This is a genomic window from Streptomyces bugieae (genome assembly GCF_036352915.1).
Classification (GTDB): Bacteria; Actinomycetota; Actinomycetes; order Streptomycetales; family Streptomycetaceae; genus Streptomyces; species Streptomyces endophytica.
The window spans coordinates 97,897-115,381 of sequence record NZ_JAZBJP010000003.1; the positions used below are offsets into that span (position 1 = coordinate 97,897).

18 protein-coding genes are annotated in these 17,485 nt (G+C 72.6%); 8 read left to right on the plus strand and 10 right to left on the minus strand.

Going from position 1 to position 17,485, the window contains the following annotated elements; translation table 11 throughout:
* The first annotated feature begins 52 nt into the window (after positions 1 to 52).
* The gene (locus tag V2J85_RS10620; protein WP_419836765.1) at positions 53 to 790 is read left to right on the plus strand and encodes a histone deacetylase; all 738 of its coding nucleotides are present in this window, start codon (positions 53 to 55) and stop codon (positions 788 to 790) included.
* Here V2J85_RS10620 and V2J85_RS10625 read toward each other — a convergent pair.
* Entirely contained in the window at positions 747 to 1,580 is an 834-nt protein-coding gene (locus V2J85_RS10625; RefSeq protein ID WP_261952721.1) for an HAD-IIA family hydrolase, read from the minus strand. The two genes, V2J85_RS10620 and V2J85_RS10625, sit on opposite strands and share 44 nt — an antisense overlap.
* A gap of 154 nt (positions 1,581 to 1,734) precedes the next feature.
* Here V2J85_RS10625 and V2J85_RS10630 point away from each other — a divergent pair, with 154 nt between their 5' ends.
* Positions 1,735 to 3,090, plus strand: a complete 1,356-nt coding sequence (locus V2J85_RS10630; protein ID WP_261952720.1) for a phosphoribosyltransferase family protein — start codon at positions 1,735 to 1,737, stop codon at positions 3,088 to 3,090.
* Between the two features lie 101 nt (positions 3,091 to 3,191).
* Here the strand turns inward: V2J85_RS10630 and V2J85_RS10635 are convergent, their stop codons facing one another.
* Entirely contained in the window at positions 3,192 to 3,515 is a 324-nt protein-coding gene (locus V2J85_RS10635) for a putative quinol monooxygenase (RefSeq protein ID WP_261952719.1), read from the minus strand.
* A 219-nt stretch (positions 3,516 to 3,734) separates the two neighbouring features.
* Here V2J85_RS10635 and V2J85_RS10640 point away from each other — a divergent pair, with 219 nt between their 5' ends.
* Positions 3,735 to 4,949: a serine hydrolase domain-containing protein gene (locus V2J85_RS10640; protein ID WP_330821472.1), complete on the plus strand. Its 1,215-nt coding sequence runs from the start codon at positions 3,735 to 3,737 to the stop codon at positions 4,947 to 4,949.
* A gap of 158 nt (positions 4,950 to 5,107) precedes the next feature.
* On the opposite strand, the gene V2J85_RS41280 is transcribed toward V2J85_RS10640, so the two are convergent.
* From V2J85_RS41280 to V2J85_RS10655, 4 genes are all read right to left on the minus strand, one after another.
* Positions 5,108 to 5,185: a 50S ribosomal protein bL37 gene (locus V2J85_RS41280; protein ID WP_410011335.1), complete on the minus strand. Its 78-nt coding sequence runs from the start codon at positions 5,183 to 5,185 to the stop codon at positions 5,108 to 5,110.
* A 176-nt stretch (positions 5,186 to 5,361) separates the two neighbouring features.
* On the minus strand, positions 5,362 to 6,570 hold the full coding sequence (locus V2J85_RS10645) for a 4-hydroxybenzoate 3-monooxygenase (protein WP_261952717.1): 1,209 nt from the start codon (positions 6,568 to 6,570) through the stop codon (positions 5,362 to 5,364).
* Between the two features lie 78 nt (positions 6,571 to 6,648).
* Positions 6,649 to 7,476 carry a glycoside hydrolase family 16 protein gene (locus V2J85_RS10650; protein WP_261952716.1) on the minus strand — a complete coding sequence of 276 codons (828 nt, stop codon included), beginning with the start codon at positions 7,474 to 7,476 and terminating at the stop codon, positions 6,649 to 6,651.
* Positions 7,477 to 7,714: 238 nt separating this feature from the next.
* Positions 7,715 to 8,476: an SDR family oxidoreductase gene (locus V2J85_RS10655; RefSeq protein WP_330821473.1), complete on the minus strand. Its 762-nt coding sequence runs from the start codon at positions 8,474 to 8,476 to the stop codon at positions 7,715 to 7,717.
* A 148-nt stretch (positions 8,477 to 8,624) separates the two neighbouring features.
* Here V2J85_RS10655 and V2J85_RS10660 point away from each other — a divergent pair, with 148 nt between their 5' ends.
* Positions 8,625 to 9,473: a helix-turn-helix transcriptional regulator gene (locus V2J85_RS10660; protein WP_261952714.1), complete on the plus strand. Its 849-nt coding sequence runs from the start codon at positions 8,625 to 8,627 to the stop codon at positions 9,471 to 9,473.
* Positions 9,474 to 9,531: 58 nt separating this feature from the next.
* Here V2J85_RS10660 and V2J85_RS10665 read toward each other — a convergent pair whose 3' ends face one another.
* Positions 9,532 to 10,614, minus strand: coding sequence for an alpha/beta fold hydrolase (locus V2J85_RS10665; RefSeq protein WP_261952713.1), 1,083 nt, complete (start codon positions 10,612 to 10,614; stop codon positions 9,532 to 9,534).
* A 112-nt stretch (positions 10,615 to 10,726) separates the two neighbouring features.
* Between V2J85_RS10665 and V2J85_RS10670 the strand changes: the two genes are divergently transcribed.
* Complete coding sequence (locus V2J85_RS10670) at positions 10,727 to 11,473, plus strand: TetR/AcrR family transcriptional regulator (RefSeq protein WP_261952712.1); 747 nt, start codon at positions 10,727 to 10,729, stop codon at positions 11,471 to 11,473.
* Between the two features lie 30 nt (positions 11,474 to 11,503).
* Here V2J85_RS10670 and V2J85_RS10675 read toward each other — a convergent pair whose 3' ends face one another.
* Entirely contained in the window at positions 11,504 to 12,400 is an 897-nt protein-coding gene (locus V2J85_RS10675) for an IS982 family transposase (protein WP_330821474.1), read from the minus strand.
* Positions 12,401 to 12,458: 58 nt separating this feature from the next.
* Positions 12,459 to 13,409, minus strand: a complete 951-nt coding sequence (locus V2J85_RS10680) for a LysR family transcriptional regulator (RefSeq protein WP_330821475.1) — start codon at positions 13,407 to 13,409, stop codon at positions 12,459 to 12,461.
* A gap of 152 nt (positions 13,410 to 13,561) precedes the next feature.
* On the opposite strand from V2J85_RS10680, the gene V2J85_RS10685 reads away from it, so the two are divergent.
* The 3 genes from V2J85_RS10685 to V2J85_RS10695 all read left to right on the plus strand — a co-directional run bounded on the left by V2J85_RS10685 (position 13,562) and on the right by V2J85_RS10695 (position 15,238).
* Positions 13,562 to 14,482: a zinc-binding dehydrogenase gene (locus V2J85_RS10685; protein ID WP_330821476.1), complete on the plus strand. Its 921-nt coding sequence runs from the start codon at positions 13,562 to 13,564 to the stop codon at positions 14,480 to 14,482.
* 79 nt (positions 14,483 to 14,561) lie between these two features.
* Complete coding sequence (locus V2J85_RS10690) at positions 14,562 to 14,999, plus strand: nuclear transport factor 2 family protein (RefSeq protein ID WP_330821477.1); 438 nt, start codon at positions 14,562 to 14,564, stop codon at positions 14,997 to 14,999.
* Between the two features lie 38 nt (positions 15,000 to 15,037).
* Positions 15,038 to 15,238 (plus strand): hypothetical protein, encoded by a 201-nt coding sequence (locus tag V2J85_RS10695; protein ID WP_261952708.1) that lies wholly within the window; start codon positions 15,038 to 15,040, stop codon positions 15,236 to 15,238.
* 28 nt (positions 15,239 to 15,266) lie between these two features.
* Here V2J85_RS10695 and V2J85_RS10700 read toward each other — a convergent pair whose 3' ends face one another.
* Positions 15,267 to 17,423: a SpoIIE family protein phosphatase gene (locus tag V2J85_RS10700; protein WP_330821544.1), complete on the minus strand. Its 2,157-nt coding sequence runs from the start codon at positions 17,421 to 17,423 to the stop codon at positions 15,267 to 15,269.
* Positions 17,424 to 17,485: the final 62 nt, after the last annotated feature.

The following is a 17,485-nucleotide window of genomic DNA, read 5'->3' on the forward strand; positions in this document are numbered from 1 at the left end:
CGCACGAGGGCGGCGCACGCACGACGCCGCTTGCTGCGCGTAGCGTGAAGACGTGACCAGGCCCCGACGCCTCGACGACGCCACCGCCCGTCCGGACGGCGCGTGTCACCTGTGGTACGCCGCCTACGGCTCCAACATGCACCTCGACCGGCTGACGTACTACCTGGCCGGCGGCCGTCCGCCCGGCGGGCTGCGCAGCTATCCCGGCTGCCGGGACCCGCGCCCGCCCGCCCGTTCCGAGCCGGGCATGCTGCCCGGCCGGATGTACTTCGCCACCACCTCACAGGTGTGGACCGGCGGCCGCGCCTTCTACGACCCCGACCACCGCGCCCCGCGGCCGCCGCACGGCGACGACGGCCGGACCCCCGAACTCCCCGCGCGGCTCCACCTCCTGACCGCCGAGCAGTTCTCCGACATCGCCGCCCAGGAGATGTACCGCGAACCGGGCGGCGCGCTCGACCTCACCGAGGTGCTGCGCGAGGGAAGGGCGCGGATCGGCCCGGGCCGCTACGAGACCCTGGTGTGCGCCGGGCGGCTGGACGGCCTGCCGGTGCTGACCTTCACGGCCCCCTGGCGCAGCGACGACGGCACCGTCGACCTGAACCCGCCGTCCGCGGCCTATCTGCGCCACATCGCGGCCGGGATCATCGCCTCCCACGGGTGGAGCGCACGCCGGGCCGCCGACTATCTGGCGGGCTGCCCGGGCGCCCGCGGTCACTGGACGGCGACGGAGATCGCCGCGCTCCTCAGCGGCCCAGCAGCTCCGGCAGATCGGCGAACGCGTCGATGACCCGGTCCGGCGTCCCGTCGGCCGCCTCGACGGCCTCGGGCTGGTACTTGCCGGTCCTGACCAGCACGCCGGTGATCCCGCAGCGCTGGGCCGCCAGCACGTCGGACTCGACGTCGTCGCCCACCATCAGCGTGTCGGAGGCGGACGTGCCCAGGTGCGCCAGTGCGGCGCCGAAGAACGCCGCGGACGGCTTTCCGGTGACCACGGCCTCGACCCGCGCGGCCCGTTCCAGCCCCAGGAGGAAGGCGCCGGTGTCCAGGTCCAGCCCCTGTGCCGTGCGCCAGTACAGATTGCGGTGCATGGCGATGAGCCGGGCACCGGACTGCAGATGCCGGAACGCCGCGTTCAGCGCCGTATAGCCGAATTCCTCGCCCGCCCCGCCGAAGACCACCACATCCGGCGCCGCCCCGGAGCCCGGCGCCGGCCGGTCCCCCTCCGGCCGTTCCGACTCCGGCCGGTCCGGCTCCGACACGATCTCGATGCCTTCCAGGTCCGCCCGGACGTCTCCGCTGTTGATCAGCAGACAGCGCGCGTCGGGATGGTGTTCCCGCAGGTAGGCGGCGGTGACCGCGGGCGCGGTGAGGATGTCGTCGGCGCTGACCGGGAACCCCTGTCCGGTCAGTCGCCGGGCGATCTCCGCGCGGGTGCGCGAGGTGGTGTTGGTGACCAGGGCCAGCGGAAGGTCCGCGGCGCGCAGCCGTTCCATGGCCTCGACGGCGCCCGGCAGTGCCTTCCAGGACACCGTGAGCACCCCGTCGATATCGATCAGCACCGCCCGGATGTGTTCCATGTACACGACGGTAACCACGGTCGACGAGGCGCAGCCGACGGCTACCGGCCCGACTTGCGTCCGCCCCCCACTTGCGGTTACGTCGGAGACAGGTGTACGGGGTCCGAGACAGGTATGGACGTGACATCCGTCCCCTGGGCAGGGGGTGCGCATCGTGCTGTTCACCGACCGCGTCGACGCAGGTCAGCGCCTTGCCGAAGCGCTACAGCAGCTGGCGGGGGAAGAGCCCGTGGTGCTGGGTCTGCCGCGGGGCGGGGTTCCGGTGGCCTTCCAGGTGGCGCGGGCGCTGAACGCGCCGCTCGATGTGATCGTGGTCCGCAAACTGGGCGTTCCGTACCAGCGGGAGCTGGGATTCGGCGCCATCGGTGAGGGCGGCGTGCGGGTGATCAGCGACGACATCGTCCGCCGCGGCCACCTCGGCCAGGCGGACCTGGCGTCCGTCGAGCGCACCGAGGAGGCGGAACTGGTGCGCCAGGCGGAGAAGTTCCGCGCCGGACGCCCCCGGCTGTCCCTGGAGGGGCGGACCGCGATCCTGGTGGACGACGGCATCGCCACCGGCTCCACGGCGGCCGCCGCCTGCGAGGTGGTACGGGCGCAGGGCGCGGCCCGGGTGGTGCTGGCCGTGCCGGTGGCACCTCCGGACGCGGCCGATCGGCTCCGCGGCAGTGCCGATGAATTCGTCTGTCTCTCCACACCGTTCGGGTTCTCCGCCGTGGGCGAGTGGTACCAGGACTTCTCCCAGACCCCCGACGACGAAGTGGTCTCGCTGCTGGCGCAGGCCGCCGCCCGGTCCGGTACGGGTGGCGGCACGACCGCCGACGGGAATCCGGGCGCGGGGGACGATCTGGGCTCGGGGGAGGGTGCGGCCCCCGTGGCGGACGTGGACGTCGAGGAGGAGGTGGCCATCGACGCCGCCGGGGTCCGGCTGACCGGCGATCTGACCTTGCCGGCGGGCGCCAAGGCGGTCGTGATGTTCGCCCACGGCTCGGGCAGCAGTCGGCACAGTCCCCGTAACCGCCTGGTCGCCACCGCCCTCAACCGGGCGGGCCTGGGCACCCTGCTCTTCGACCTGCTCACACCGGCGGAGGAGGCCAACCGGGCGAACGTCTTCGCCATCGAGACGCTGGCCGAGCGGCTGACCGACGCCACCGAGTGGTTGCGCGGCCGCGTCCCCGTACCCATCGGCTACTTCGGCGCGAGCACCGGGGCGGCCGCCGCGCTACGGGCCGCCGCCTCCCCGAGTGCGGACATCGGCGCCGTGGTCTCCCGCGGCGGCCGCCCGGACCTCGCCGGGCCGCTGCTGGCGGGCGTCCGCGCCCCGACCCTGCTCATCGTCGGCGGCAACGACCCGCTGGTCCTCGACCTCAACCGCGAGGCGGAATCCGCCCTGCGCTGCGAGACCCGCCTCGACGTCGTCCCCGGCGCCACCCACCTCTTCGAGGAGCACGGCGCCCTGGACCAGGTCTCGGAACTCGCCCGGGACTGGTTCCTCGACCATCTGGTCGGCTGACGGCCCGGCCGGCCGAGCGGGCCGGGGCCGGTGGGGTCGCTCGTCGTCGGTCCCGCCGGTCTCGTCGCTCGTCGTCGGTCCCGTCGGTCCCGCCGGTCCCGTCAGTCGATGGTGAGTTCGCCCATCGCGCTCCAGCCGTGGGCGCCTTCGATGGTGGTGCTCACGATCTCGGGGGTACGGCGCAGCAGCGGGCGCATGGCCTCCAGACCGGCCCGGAAGTGGTCGGAGTTGACGTGCGCCTCGCCGGCGTCGTCCTGGAACGCCTCGACCAGGACATAGGTGTTGGGGTCCTCCAGGCTGCGCGACCACTCGAACCACAGGTTGCCGGGCTCGGCGCGGGTGGCACCGGTGAAGGCGTGGACGTGCTGCGGCCACTCTTCGGCGTACTCGGGCTTCACGGGGAACTTGACGACAATGAAGATCATCCGTCGATTCTAGATCACATGCTGATGTTTCCTGTTAGCCGAGGGTTTCAGCGTGAGTGTCATGGTCTGTGACGCCCTTTCGGGCGGCGCCATGGAGCGTGATCACAGCCGGGCCGAGGCTGCCTCAGGGGCGGATCAGGGACACATCAGGGACAGATCAGGGACGGGTCGGGGAAAGCCCTGACGGAATCGCGGCGGACTTTCCTCATGCTGAGTCACATGAGTTCTTCTTCCTTGTCCCGCAGGGCAGTTGTGGGTGCGGCGCTGTCCGGCGCGGCGGTCCTGGCGGCGTCGGGCCCCGCCCGGGCCGCCGGCCGCGTGCCCGCCCCGCGGCCGGTGCACCGGCCCGTGCCCGCCGCTCCGTCCACCCCTCCCGCTCCCCCGGTGCCGCCGCTGAACGTCCCCGCCCTGCGGGCCGCCATCGGCGATCTGGAGCATCCGCAGCTGACCGCGGCGCAGCTGCGGGTGAGCGGCTCGGCGGGCCGGTGGTACGGCACCGCGGGCGTCGCCGACCGGGACACCGGCCGGGCGGTCCGGGCCCACGACACCTTCCGCATCGGAAGCATCACCAAGGTCTTCGTCGCCACGGTGGTGCTCCAGCTGGCGGCCGAGGGCCGGGTCGCGGTGGAGTCGCCGATCCAGCGCCGGCTGCCCGGGCTGCTGCCCGCCGGGTTCCCGCCGATCACGGTGCTGCAGCTGCTGAACCACACCAGCGGACTCCCCGACGAGAAGGGCGCACCGGACCTGTCCACTCCCGAGGCCGTCGCCCGGCACCGCTACGACCGGTGGACACCCCGGCAGCTCGTCGCCCTCCTCCCGCAGGGCCCGATGAAGTTCACACCCGGCAGGAAACAGGAGTACCGCGGGATCAACTACGTCCTGCTGGCGCTGCTCATCGAGCGGCTGACCGGACGGCCCTACGGAGAGGTCGTCGCCGACCGCATACTGCGCCCGCTCGGCCTGCGCCACACCTGCGTGCCGGGCAACGACCCGCGGATCCACGGCCCGCATGTGCACGGCTATCTGAAGATGACGGACGGCACCCTGCTGGACATCACCGATTTCGACCAGTCGGCCGCCTGGGGCGAGGGCGAGATGATCTCCACGACGGGCGATCTGGACCGTTTCCTCACCACCCTGTTCTCCGGTGAGCTGCTGCCGTCCCGGGAGCTGGACCGGATGTTCACGCTGCCGCCGGAGGAGGTGCGGATGCTGGACGGCACCCCTGCGCGCTACGCCGCGGGGCTGCAGACGGTCACGGTGAACGGGATCACCTTCTGGGGGAAGACCGGCGAACGCTTCGGCTACGCCTCGGCGATGGTCGCCACGCGGGACCAACAGCGGCGCGCGGTCCTGTCGTTCAACCCGGTCCGGCGCGACGCCACCCAGGTCCAGGCCACCCTCCGGATAGCCAACGCCCTGACGAAGCCCTGACCGGGCGCTGACGCGGGCCGGCGAAGCCGCGAGGGTCATGACTGACGCGCCATGATCCGCCATGACCCGCCCCACGAAGGCGTAGCCGGCGCCCCGCGGGGTTGACGGGGTCGTCCCCAGGGGTGCCGGCTACGGACGAGGGCGGTCGTGCCCTCAGTTCAGCACTGCGGCCGCTTGCCGTGGTTGGCTCCGCTCTTGCGGCGTGCCTTCTTCTTGCGACGGCGCTTCGAGGACATGGCGTCTCCCTTCTCCCTGGCGGCTCATCGATGGTTTCGCCGAATTTCTACCACTTCGGCGCGGTATCCCGCCCGGCGATCATGAGGCCCGTACCCAGCGTTCCGGGGCATCACCCTCCGGCTCCCTGTGAGTCATACCACCGGGAGCCGTCCCGCCCGGTCCGTCGGACGGCGCCTCACAGATCGGCCTCCTCACCGAGGTACAGACCGGCGAACGCCTCGGCCGCCGCACGGGAACCCAGCAGCCGCCGCAGCCGGGCGGCGGCCGTGCCGGCCCGGAACCGGTCGCCGGACGAGGCGCCGTGCAGCACCTCGGAGAGCCACTGCGAGAACTCCAGGTACTGCCAGACCCGCCGCAGGCAGGCGTCCGAGTAACCGGCCAGGCCGGAGTCGTCGCCGTGGTGGTGCGCGATCAGCGCCTCGGCGAGCAGCAGGGCGTCGTTGATCGCGAGGTTCATGCCCTTGGCGGCGATCGGCGCGACGAGGTGCGCGGCGTCGCCCGCCAGGTAGAGCCGGCCGTACGCCATGGGTTCCACGACGTAGTTGTGCATGTCCAGGACGACCTTCTCCCGCAGGGGCCCTTCGGTCAGGGGCGGGGCCCCGGCAGCGGCGAGCCGGGTCTGCAGTTCCTCCCAGACCCGGGCGTGCGGCCAGTCGTCGGCGTCCTCACCGGGAGGGACCTGGAGGTAGTAGCGGGTGACCTCGGGACTGCGGGCCATGTGCGCGCCGAACCCGCGCTCGTGGATGCCGAAGACCACGCCCTCGGCGGACGGCGGGGCCTCGGCGAGCAGGGCGAGCCAGGCGACGCCGTGGTCGTAGCGGGTCAGGACGGTCCGTCCGGCGGGTATCGCTGCCCGCGTCACGCCGCGCGCGCCGTCGCAGCCGGCGATGACGTCGCAGGCGATGTGGTGCCGCGCGCCGGTCAGCGGATCGGTGTACGACACGGCGGGCCGGTCGCCGTCGATGTCGTGCAGCCGGACGTCGCGCACGCCGAAGCGGGCGTCACCGCCCGCCTCGTCGACGTATGCCGCGACCAGGTCGGTGACCAACAACGGCTGGGGGTAGACGAAGTGCCGGCGGCCGGACAGTTCGGCCGTCCGGAAGGTGTGCCGCCGCCCGTCGAAGCGGAACTCGAACTGCGCCTGGGTCTCGGCCGTTTCGAGCAGCCGGCCGGCCAGGCCGTGCCGGGCCAGGGCGCGTACCGCCCACTCCTCGATGAAGCCGGCGCGCGGCCGTTGTTCGATGAACTCCCTGCTCTCCGCCTCCAGTACCACGCAGTCGATGCCGGCCGCGCGGAGCAGATTCGCGACGGTGAGCCCGGCGGGCCCGGCGCCGACGACGGCGACCGAGGTGCGGGTGAAGGAGGCGGAGGCAGGCGGGTTCACGTCGTGCGATTCCCTTCGGGCGGGGAGAAAGATCGCACGCAGTATGGCGGTTGGTCAGGTCGCCCCGCCCGGCGGGGCTCAGTGCTGCCAGACCCTGACGTAGTCGACCTTCATGTCCGCCGGCAGGACGGTCGGTCCGCCGATCGACGACGACACGGTGTGGTCCATGATGAGGTACTGCGGGGACGTGGTGATGCCCGTCGCGATCCGGCCGACCTTCACGCCGTCGTAGTAGTAGGTGACGCTGCCCGGCTCCCAGTCGGCGCCGAAGGTGTGCCACCCGCTCAGGTTGCCGGGGACGCAAGCGCCGGGGCCACCCGAGGGCGAATGGAAGTGGAAGCAGGCCTTTCCGCCGAGCCCCTCCATCGTGTCGTTCTCGCCGTCCGTCGGCCAGTTCTGGCCGTTGGACCACAGGGCGGGCCAGTTGGCCAGCTGCGTCCCGCCGGAGGGGAGGTATGCACGCCACTCCACGGCCCCATAGGTGTAGGAGAACCGGCCGTTGCTGCTGACCAGCGCCCCGGTGTTCGGCTTGGTCTGCCCGCCGCAGGTCGAACGGCCCGCCTTGACCTTCAGATGCAGGGCGCCGTCGCCGGGCAGCGTGGCATTGCGGGAGTCGTAGCAGGCCTGTTCCTTGCTGTTGACCGGCTTGGTGACCCCGGTGCCGAACCAGCCGGGCGTCCAGGTGCGGGACAGCGTCGTCCCGTTGAATTCATCGGCGAATTTCGTCGTCCAGCTGCCGGGAATTCCGGCCGGCCCGGCCGATGCGGGACGGGGCGCGGTGGCGGCCAAGGGGCGGGTGGTGATGGACGGCTGGGACGAGGACTTCGCGGCGCCCTCGGCGATCGCCGGGACGGAGACGAGTGCCCCGATGCCAAGTACGGTCGCGGCCACCTTCAGACGATGCACGATTCTGCTGCCCCTCTCGGAAAATCCCCCAATGAATACGGAATTTCGACAAAGAAATGCGGATACGGGATCTCGATGATTGCGCTGTGCTATCGACGCACCACGGGGTAATCCCGATCACTCCACCCCGAAACCGGGCGAGAGCGAATACCAGGCATACACGGAAAGAGCGCGTACCGGCCAGAATCACCGGCCCGATGTGCGGGGTCTCACATCGGGCCTCTCCCGCCTTCCCGGCTCACGCCTGGCGCGTGGGCAGCACGATGGCCTGGCGCAGGTTGACGTGGCGGGCGCGGCTGGTCGTGTAGGCGATCAGGTCCGCGATGTCGTCCGCGGACAGGCCGATCAGGGCGTCGAACATCCCGTCCAGCTGGCCGGACAGCTCCGCGTTGTCGATGTGGCCGCCCAGCTCGGTGTCCGTGAGGCCCGGCTCGATGTTGGTGACGCGGACGTCGCGCGGGCCCAGCTCCGTGCGCAGGGACTGCGAGAGGTACGTCAGCGCGGCCTTCGTCGCGCCGTACACCGCGTAATTCGGGAAGGGGACGTGCGCGCCTATCGAGGAGATATTGACCAGGTCCGCGGTCCGGCCGGACTCCGCCACCGCGATCAGGTCGGGGGTGAAGGCGCCGATGACGCGGAGCGCGCCGGTCACGTTGGTGTCGAGCATGCGCTGCCATTCGTCGGCGCGGCCCTCGGTGATCGGGTTCGGCAGCATCACGCCGGCCGCGTTGACGACCAGGTCGACCTGGCCGTACGCGGCGTGCACCCGCTCCCTCGCCGCCTCCACGGACGCCGGGTCGGTGACGTCGGTGGCGACCGCGAGGGCCTGCCCGCCCGCCGCCTCGATCTCCGCGGCCAGTTCCGTCAGCCGCTCGGCCCGGCGGGCGAGCAGTGCCACCCGTACGCCGTGCGAGGCGAGCAGCCGGGCGGTGGCCTCGCCCATCCCGCTGGCGGCTCCGGTGACGACGGCGGTACGGCCGGTGAGGGTGTCGTACGACATGGGGACTCCTGGTGAGCGGTGGTCGCCGCCGGGCGTCTCCCGGCGATGACCCCACCTTGCTGCGGTCCGCCGCCCTTACCCAGGGTTGCCGTTTTCCTGGGTCTGGCAGTACCAGGAACGGATCAGGTCCGGCGCCTAGGATCGCGTCATGGACATATCCCCGGACCGGGAACTCGGTGACTTCCTGCGCTCGCGGCGCGCCCGTATCCAGCCCGAGGAAGTCGGACTGCCCGGTCACGGCAGGCGGCGGGTGCCGGGCCTGCGGCGTGAGGAGGTCGCCCAGCTCGCGGGCGTCAGCGTCGACTACTACATCCGCCTCGAACAGGGCCGGGGCCTCTCCGTCTCGGATGCCGTGCTCGACGCCATCGGGCGCGTGCTGCGCCTGGACGACACCGAGCAGGAGTACCTGCGCACGGTGGCCAGGCCCGCCGCCCGCCGCAAGGCCGCCGCCGTCTCCGCGCCCCAGAAGGTCCGCCCGGGTCTGCGCCTCCTCCTGGACAGCATCGACAAGGTCCCCGCCTTCATCCTCGGCCGGCGCATGGACGTGCTCGCCTGGAACGCGCTGGGCGATGCCGTCGTCGGCTTCTCGCAGATGCCGCCCGGGGAGCGCAACATGCCGCGCCAGGTGTTCCTCAACCCGCAGGCGCGCGAGGTGTACCCGGACTGGCCCGCGGTGGCCGCGGAGACCGTGGCCTATCTGCGCCTGGATGCCGGCAGCCATCCGCACGACCGGCAACTGGCCACCCTGGTGGGTGAGTTGTCGCTGGGCAGCGAGGACTTCCGCCGGCTGTGGGCGGACCACCTGGTCAAGGAGAAGACCGCCGGGGCCAAGCGCATGCGGCATCCCGTGGTGGGTGAACTCACCATGCCGTACGAGACCTTGACCGTGTCCGGGGAGCCGGACCAGATGCTGGTGGTCTACACGCCGGAGCCCGGTTCGCAGACCGAGGAACGCCTGCGGCTGCTGGCCAGCTGGGCGGCGACCCCGGCGGTCTGAGCCCTGCGGCCGGATCCGTGCGGGCGGGCCTCACCGGGGCCCGCCCGCACACCCGCGCTCAGCAGCCGATCAACTGGCCGGTGACCTGGGGCCGCACCTTGGTGAGCATCAGGTCCAGGAACTGGTCCGGGTGGCGGAACGACGCGAAGTGGCTGGCGTCGCGTATGAGCGCGAAGTCCTTGACCGGCGCGGTGACGTCGTCGAAGAACCGCCGGGCGGGCTCGGGCGGGGTGAGCACATCGCGGTCCCCCTGGAAGAGGAAGAACGGGATCTGGAACGCGGTCCCCTCGGCCCATTCGTCGATGCCCATGGCCTCGGGCCCGAGCTGCTCGGAGAAGGTCATGCCCGCGAAGTACGTGCGCAGCTCGCGGAGGGTGTGCAGCGGGGAGAACCAGAGCGAGCGGACCACCACGGTCTTCATGGTGTCGTAGGTGAGCGGGTCGGACGTGACGACCAACTTGGCGTACTGCGACCACTGTTCGGCGCTCCAGGCGGTGGCGTCGGACCCCATGGCGGTGACGGCGGCCAGCTCCTTGCGCTTGCCGGATTCCCTGAGCCGCTCGCACAGGGCGCGGTGGGCGGGCAGGTCGCGGCCGCCGGCGACGATGTTCTGATCGGTGCCGACATAGCCGGAGAACAGCTCCGGATTGCTGCGGGCCAGGCGGAGCCCGACGAACGTGCCGAAGGAGTTGGCGACCAGCAGGACCTTGCCGACGCCGAGCCGGGCGCGGAGGTGCTCGGTCAGCTCCAGGGCGTCGCTCTGCAGCCGCTGCAGGCTCATCTCGCCCTGCCCGGCCGGGCCGCCGCGGCCGAAGGTCTTGGCGGCGCCGCGCATGTCCCACCGCACGATCGTGAAGTGCTTCTCCCATGCGCGGGTGCGCGGGGCGTAGATCAGGTTGGAGGCGCCGGGGCCGCCGTGCAGCTCCAGGACGACCGGGTTGCGGCGGTCCTCGCCGCGGACGGAGACGTACTGGTCGAGGCCCCCGATGCGGACGAAGCCGGCCTCGTCGATCCCCTCGGGCGCGGTGATGTGCAGCCGCCGCGCCAGGGAGGCGCGCTTGACCTGGCGGTACCCCAGCAGCCCCGCAGCGGGCCCGGCGACAGCAGCGGCAGCGGAAACCCCGAGAACGGTTCCAAGCATGGTGAGTGATCCCCCTAAACTGTTTATGCCATCAGCAGTGAGCTTTACGGTATATACAGTTGGGGCGGACGTCAACCGGCTTCCGTCGACTGCGAGGAGAAGGAGGACCGCCGTGGCCAGGACCACCAAGGCCAAGGAGGCGCGGGACGTGCGCGCGAGCCTCGCGCTGCTGTGGGGCGAGCAGGACCGCCCCACCCGGGGGCCCAAGCCCAGCCTCACCCCCCACCGCATAGCGGAGTCCGCCGTGGCGCTGGCCGACGCCGAGGGCCTGGAAGCCGTCTCCATGAACAAGGTCGCCGGCACGTTCGGCGTCTCGGCGATGGCGCTGTACCGCTACGTCCCCGGCAAGGCCGAGCTGGTCGAGCTGATGATCGAGGCGGTGCTCGCGGAGCGGCCCGACCTCTCTGCGGCGGGAGACGGCTGGCGGCCGCGGCTGACCGAGTGGGCCCGCCGGTCCTGGGGCGTCTACCAGGCCCACCCCTGGCTGCTCGCGGCCACCGCGATGCGCCGCCAGGCCATGGGACCCCATCAACTGGACTGGCTGGACGCCGCGTTGGCGGCCCTGGAGCCGACCGGTCTGACCGCGGCGCAGCGGCACCAGGTCTTCCTGCTCGTCGTCGGGCTGATCCGCAACCTCGCCCAGCAGCTGCTCGACTTCGACGAGGAGCAGGACCAGGAGTGGAACCGCCTCACCGGCGAGCTCCTGGACCGGCACGCCGACCGCTTCCCCGCCCTGACCAGGGCCGTCGCCGCCGGGGCATTCGGCCCGGCCGCCGAGGACCCGCTCACCTTCGGCCTGGACCGCATCCTCGACGGGGTGCAGACCCTGATCGACCGCGAGGGCCCGGGCGCCGGCTAGGTATGCCTAGACGAGTAGTTCCGATGTGGCTCAGTGGTCGTAAGCGATGAGTGACCTGGTGATGGGTGCGCCGGTATTGCGGTTGTGCCAGATCGCGCAGGTCATCGCCAAGATCCGCTGAGCCACTCGGACGCCGACACCCTCGATGGTGCGGCCGCCGTGTTGTTCGAGATCGAGCTGGCCCTTGAGGGTGTCGTTGACTGACTCGATCAGCTGCCGCACTGTCTTGAGCAGGGGCTCGGCGGGGTGCGGGGTGCCGCGGTTGCGGTAGGAGGGTCGCAGCAGGGCGATGCTGTGGGCGGCCAGGAAGCGGTCGAGTTCGGTGGCGATGTAACCCTTGTCAGCCAGGATGAGCAGGCCGGGCCGGTCGGATCCCAGGTGCGGTTCATTGTCGATCAGGGCAGCCAGCACGTGCCGTTCGTCGATTTTGGGGTCGGCCAGGGCCCAGGTGACCGGCAGACCGGCCGGGGTGCACACCAGGTGCAGCTTCAGCCCCCAGTAGAAACGCGAGTGGGAGCGGCAGTAGCCGTAGTTCGCCCAGCCGGCCAGGTCGGAGCGTTTGACGGTCTCACGCGATCGGGCGCATTCGACCGGCGTGGAGTCCACGATCCACAGCGGGTCCAGCCACAGGTCGGTGTCCGCGGCCAAGGACCGGATGGCCTGCTTGACCAAGCCCAGCGCGGCTCGCAGACGCTTGTTGTAGGCGGGCCGCTGGGGCAGGTAGGGGAACACTCCGTGCAGGTGGGCGTGGGCGAAGCGCAGCCAGCGGGCCTCGCAGTGGAAGCCCAGCATGGCCTGGGCCACGGCCAGGGTTACCAGTTCCGCGTCGGTCAGCCGGGGCGGCCGGCCACGCCACCGCGAGGTCTTCAAGCGGTCGTCGATGTGGACGTACAGTGCGGTCAAGAGGGTGTCTAACTCGGTCGTCACAACCCGATGTTGGACACCCTCCCCTCCGCCTGAGAACCCCGCATTCGGAACTACTCGTCTAGCGCTCGGCGAGCTTCGCGTGGTCGGTGTCGGGCAGCCAGTCGCGCCGGGGGGCGTAGTCCAGCCAGCGGTGGGCGCGGCCGGTTTCGGTGAAGCCGCGGAGCAGGGTGTCGAGCAGCGGGTGGCGGGCGGACTCGCGCCAGGCCAGCGACCAGGCGTACAGCGGGACCGGCTCGACGAGCGGGACGGCGCGCAGGCCCGCGTGGTCCGGGAGCGGGGCGTCGGCGGGGAAGAGGGTGAAGCACCCGGCGTCGCCGCGGAGGTGCTGGACGAGGTGGTCCAGGCCGAGGTTGGGGCCGTCCTGCCGCCGGGCGATGCCGAAGGCGTCGGCGAAGCGGCGGAGGAAGTCCAGCCGGGTGAGTTCGGCCGGGCACCACAGGGTGTATTCGCGCAGGTCGGCCGGGCGCAGCGCGTCCGCGCCGGCCAGCGGATGGTCGGGGCCGACCACCGCGTCGACGGGTTCCAGCCGCACCAGCCGCTGGGTGAGCCCCGCGTCCCGGCCGCCGGGCAGCGGGTGCACCCGACCGAAGCCCAGGTCGGTCCCGCCGTGCAGCAGGGCCTGCGCGACCGAGGGCCAGTCGCGTCCCGGGCCGGGCTCCAGCCGCACCGGCCCGAGCGCCTGCGCGGCCTGGGCGACGGTGCGCATCGGCGCGTAGAGGTGGCCCCAGGTGTCGATCCGTACGGCCGGGCCGGCCCCGCTCACCGCCGCGACGGCGCGCCCGCCCGCCGCCAGCGCCTCGTGCGCGGCCGGCAGGAACCGCTCGCCCGCCTCGGTCAGCCGGACGCCCCCTTCGCGCACGAAGAGCCGCACGGCCAGCAGTTCCTCCAGCCGTGCGATGCGTTTGGACAGCGCCTGCTGACTGGTTTTCAGCTCCTCGGCGGCCCGCCCGAAGTGCAGCGTCCCGGCGGTCGTGGTGAACGCGCGGACCAGGGCGAGGTCGAGATCCATGCCGCTGACCTTATGCGACAACCGCGCGTTGTCGGCCGGGCGGTCCGGTTGTTGGCCGGGCCGCCGCACCGCCCGGTCAGATGGTTCCCGACGCCGCACCAGGCGCCGCACCGGGGACGGGTCCCGGAGGCCACCGAGGAGGAGCGACCACGATGAAAGCCCTGATACCGACCGGGGATCCCGCCGAGCCCGTCGCGCTCGCCGACGTCCCCGAGCCGAGCCCGCGTCCCCATGAGGCGCTGGTCAAGGTCGAGGCGTTCTCGGTCAACCGGGGCGAGACGTTCAAGCTGGAGCGGCCGGTACCCGGCGAGCGCCCCGGGAAGGACGTCGCGGGGCTGGTGGTGCAGCCGGCCGCCGACGGAAGCGGACCGTCCGGGATCACCCGGGTCGTCGGCCATCCCATGGCGGGCGGCTGGGCGGAGTACGTGGCGGTGCCGACCGACGCGCTCGCCGTGCTGCCGGACGGGGTCCCGGTGCTCCAGGGCGCGGCGCTGCCGCTGGCCGGGCTCACCGCGCTGCGGCTGCTGCGCGCCGCCGGGCCCGTGGTGGGCCGGCGGGTCCTGCTGACCGGTGCGTCCGGCGGCGTGGGCCACTACGTGACCGAGCTCGCGGCCGCGGCGGGGGCGCAGGTCACCGCCGTGACGCGGGACACCGAACGCGGCGCCCGGCTGGCCGGACTCGGCGCCGCCGAGATCGTCCACGACGTCGCCGACGCGAACGGTCCGTACGACCTCGTGCTGGAGTCGACCGGCGGCCGGAACCTGCCGCTCGCCCTGGCGCGGCTCGCCCGGCGCGGCACGCTCATCTGGTTCGGCCAGGCCAGCCGCACCCCCGCCACGCTCGACTTCTTCGACTTCTTCCGCGGCCCCGAATCGGCCGTGCTCCGGCACTTCCACTACCTCGACGCGGACACCCGCCTCGACGACGACCTGGCGGCGCTGGTCCGGCTGACCGACGAGGGCCGGCTGCACCCGGAGATCGGCCGCGTCACGGACTGGGCCGACACCGCGGCCACCCTGACCGATCTGCGCGAGCGCCGCATCCGCGGCAAGGCCGTCCTCACGCTGTCCTGAACCCCTCTCCCCCTGAAATCCCTCTCCGCCGGCCGGAAATCCCCGGCCGACGCACGCACACGAACGAAGGAGCACCACCATGAGCACCCTCTCCGACCCCCGGTCCGTCGTCATCCGCTACGTCGAGGCGGTGCGCGACGGCGACGCGGACGTCATCCACGACAGCTTCGCCGAGGACGCCACCTGGCACTACCCGGGCAGCCTGCCGGTCTCCAAGGTCTGGCAGGGCCGCGACGCGATCATCAATGAGTTCCTCGGCGGCATGGGGCCCGCCTTCGTCCCCGGCACCCTGGAGATAGCGCTGGTCGGCACCGTGGCCGAGGGCGACCGCGTGGTCGCCGAATGGACGTCGAAGGCCACGACCGCGCACGGCGACCGGTACGACAACCGCTGCCTCGGCATCTTCACCGTCCGCGACGGCCGGATCACCTCGGTCATCGAGTACGCCGACACCCACCATGTGGCCCGCACCCTCTTCCCGGACCATGCCGACACCCGCCCCGCCGGCGGCGCGTGAGTCGCGCCCACCGACCGGAGGAACGCCGGGCGGACAGGTTGACGTCCGCCGCGGCGGCCCGGGTGCATCTCTTCGAGGCGGGCGACCTGAGTTCCGGGGCGCGGGAGCCCGACGGGGGCGCGGCAGCGGACCGCAAGCTGTCGTGGTGGTTCATGGACGCGGCGATCGAGGCGGCGGCGGGCCGATTCCTGCTGCCCGCGGGGCCGTTGGCGCTGTTCCTGGCCGGCCGGGCCGCGTAACGGGCAGCCGGCCGCCGGGCCGCCTCGCTCAGTCGTTGCCGCCGTCGTCGTCCGCCTGTGCGCCGATGAGGAGGAGCGCGACGTCGTCGTGGAGCGGGGAGGGGAGGCCGGTGCGGCGGAGGAGGTCGTCGGCGAGGGTCTCCATGGGCGGGGGCCCGGAGCGTGCGAGGTGGCCGGCGAGGACGGCGATCTCCTCCTCGATGTCGCCGCCGGGCGTTTCGACGAGTCCGTCCGTGTACAGGGCGAGCACACTGCCGGGCCGGAGGGTGATCTCGGTCATCGGGTAGTCGGTGTCGGGGTCGATGCCGAGCAGCAGACCGGGCGGCAGGGTGAGGATCTCGGTGTACCCGTCCGGGTGGCGCAGCAGCGGGGGCGGATGGCCGGCGCTGGCCATCCGGGCGCGGTGCTCGGCGAGGTCGAGGTGGACGTAGAGGCAGCTGGTCAGCAGCCCGGCGTCCAGGTCGGTGAGCAGGCGGTTGGTGCGGGCGAGGACCTCGCCCGGGGACGCGCCGGCGGTGGCGTGGACGGCGGTGCGGACCTGGCCCATGAGGGCGGCGGCGTTGACGTTGTGGCCCTGGACGTCGCCGATGGCCGCGGCGGCGGTGCGGTCCCCGAGGCGGATGAGGTCGTAGAAGTCGCCGCCGATGTCGGTGACGCGGCCGGCCGGGAGGTAACGGGCGGCGACGTCCAGGCCGGGGATCCGGGGCAGGGCGGTGGGCAGCAGACCGGCCTGCAGGCTGCGGGCGAGCCGGTGTTTGGTGTCGTAGAGCAGGGCGCGGTCCAGGGCCTGGGCGACCAGCCCGGCGAGGGAGGTCAGCATGGCGCGCTCCTGCGGGGACCAGGGGAAGGGCCGGTCGTAGGCGAGGACCAGGGAGCCGACGGGGGCGCCGGAGGCGATCAGCGGCAGGAAGGCCCAGGCGGCCATGTCGTCGTGCAGGACGGCGTCGGGGTAGGCCCGTCTGAGGTCCTCGAACGTGTCGAAGAAGCTGGGGACGCCGCTGCTCAGGACGCGGACGACCGGGGTGTCGGCGGTCAGCGTCAGGCCCTCGAAGTGGTCCAGGACGCCGGTGGTGAAGCCGCGGTGGCCGACGATGCGCAGCCGGCCCTCCGCGGCGGTCGTCAGGGCGAGGGCCTGGATGCCGAAGGCGGGCATGATCTGGTTGGCGACCCGTTCGGTCACGTCCTGCACGCCGACCGCTTCGGTCAGCGCGGCGGCCAGGTGCAGCAGGTGGTAGAGCACGTCCGTCCGGCTCGGTGCGGCGGGCCCGGCGGGCCGGTTCTGCCCGGGGCCGTCCGCGGGGCGGTCCGCGTCGGTGGGCCGGTCCGCGGGCCCGTCCGTCGGCAGGTCCGCCGGCTGGTCCGTGGGTGCCGGGGTGATCAGGACGCTGATGCCGCCGTCGTCCGGGTGCAGGTGGAAGGACAGCCACCGGTCCGGCGGGCGCAGCGCGGTGAAGGACACCGGTTGCCGGCTGATGACCGCGGCCCGGTAGTGGTCCTCGAAGACCGGGTCGCGCAGCCAGGGCAGCGCCTCCCACGGCAGCGCGCCGCGCAGCTCGCCGACGGTGGCGCCGACGAGCTCCGCGGCGGTGGCGGTGAGGAAGGTGATCCGGCCGTCGAGGTCCAGCGCGCAGCAGCCCTGGGGAAGCCGCTCGGCGAAGTCGAAGGCGGCCAGCGCCTCGGCCGTACCGGGCGCGCGGGTCCGCAGTGCCGGGATGATCCGCGGCTCGGGCCCCGGGAGGACCGGGTGGCCGGTGTCGGCGGCGTGCTGCAGCAGCAGTCCCAGGTGGTGGCAGCAGGCGCGCAGGCTGTCGTGCTCGCGCGGGGAGAGTTCCGGCGGGTGCGAGCCGGGCCAGAGCAGCGCCAGGCCGCCCCATTCGGTCCCGTCGGCGGTGATCGGCGCGGTGGCCACCGCGAAGGCGTACGGCAGGGCGAGGGCGGCCCGGGGGTAGCGGCGGGCCATCTCCTCGTGTCCGGCGACCCACACCAGGCGCCGCTCACGGACCGCGTCCGACACCGGGACCGACCCGGCCAGCCGCATCCGTTCCCAGGGGGCGACGATCCGCTGGGAGATGCCCGTCATGACGGTCAGGTGCAGCCGGCTGTCGCCCGGGGGCAGCAGGAACACCATTCCGGCGGAGGCCCCCGATTCCTGGACGGCCTGGATCAGGGGGGCGTCCAGCAACATGTCGGAGCCCCCGGCGGCAGCGGACCCGAAGACCTCCGTCACCGCGTCAGCCTCCCCGGCCG

Excerpts from the sequence above, each read along its gene's own strand:
- V2J85_RS10625 (WP_261952721.1), bottom strand. The coding sequence starts at position 1,580 with ATGGAACACATCCGGGCGGTGCTGATCGATATCGACGGGGTGCTCACG.
- V2J85_RS10635 (WP_261952719.1), bottom strand. The coding sequence starts at position 3,515 with ATGATCTTCATTGTCGTCAAGTTCCCCGTGAAGCCCGAGTACGCCGAA.
- V2J85_RS10640 (WP_330821472.1), top strand. The coding sequence starts at position 3,735 with ATGAGTTCTTCTTCCTTGTCCCGCAGGGCAGTTGTGGGTGCGGCGCTG.
- V2J85_RS41280 (WP_410011335.1), bottom strand. The coding sequence starts at position 5,185 with ATGTCCTCGAAGCGCCGTCGCAAGAAGAAGGCACGCCGCAAGAGCGGA.
- V2J85_RS10655 (WP_330821473.1), bottom strand. The coding sequence starts at position 8,476 with ATGTCGTACGACACCCTCACCGGCCGTACCGCCGTCGTCACCGGAGCC.
- V2J85_RS10660 (WP_261952714.1), top strand. The coding sequence starts at position 8,625 with ATGGACATATCCCCGGACCGGGAACTCGGTGACTTCCTGCGCTCGCGG.
- V2J85_RS10665 (WP_261952713.1), bottom strand. The coding sequence starts at position 10,614 with ATGCTTGGAACCGTTCTCGGGGTTTCCGCTGCCGCTGCTGTCGCCGGG.
- V2J85_RS10680 (WP_330821475.1), bottom strand. The coding sequence starts at position 13,409 with ATGGATCTCGACCTCGCCCTGGTCCGCGCGTTCACCACGACCGCCGGG.
- V2J85_RS10685 (WP_330821476.1), top strand. The coding sequence starts at position 13,562 with ATGAAAGCCCTGATACCGACCGGGGATCCCGCCGAGCCCGTCGCGCTC.
- V2J85_RS10690 (WP_330821477.1), top strand. The coding sequence starts at position 14,562 with ATGAGCACCCTCTCCGACCCCCGGTCCGTCGTCATCCGCTACGTCGAG.
- V2J85_RS10700 (WP_330821544.1), bottom strand. The coding sequence starts at position 17,423 with ATGTTGCTGGACGCCCCCCTGATCCAGGCCGTCCAGGAATCGGGGGCC.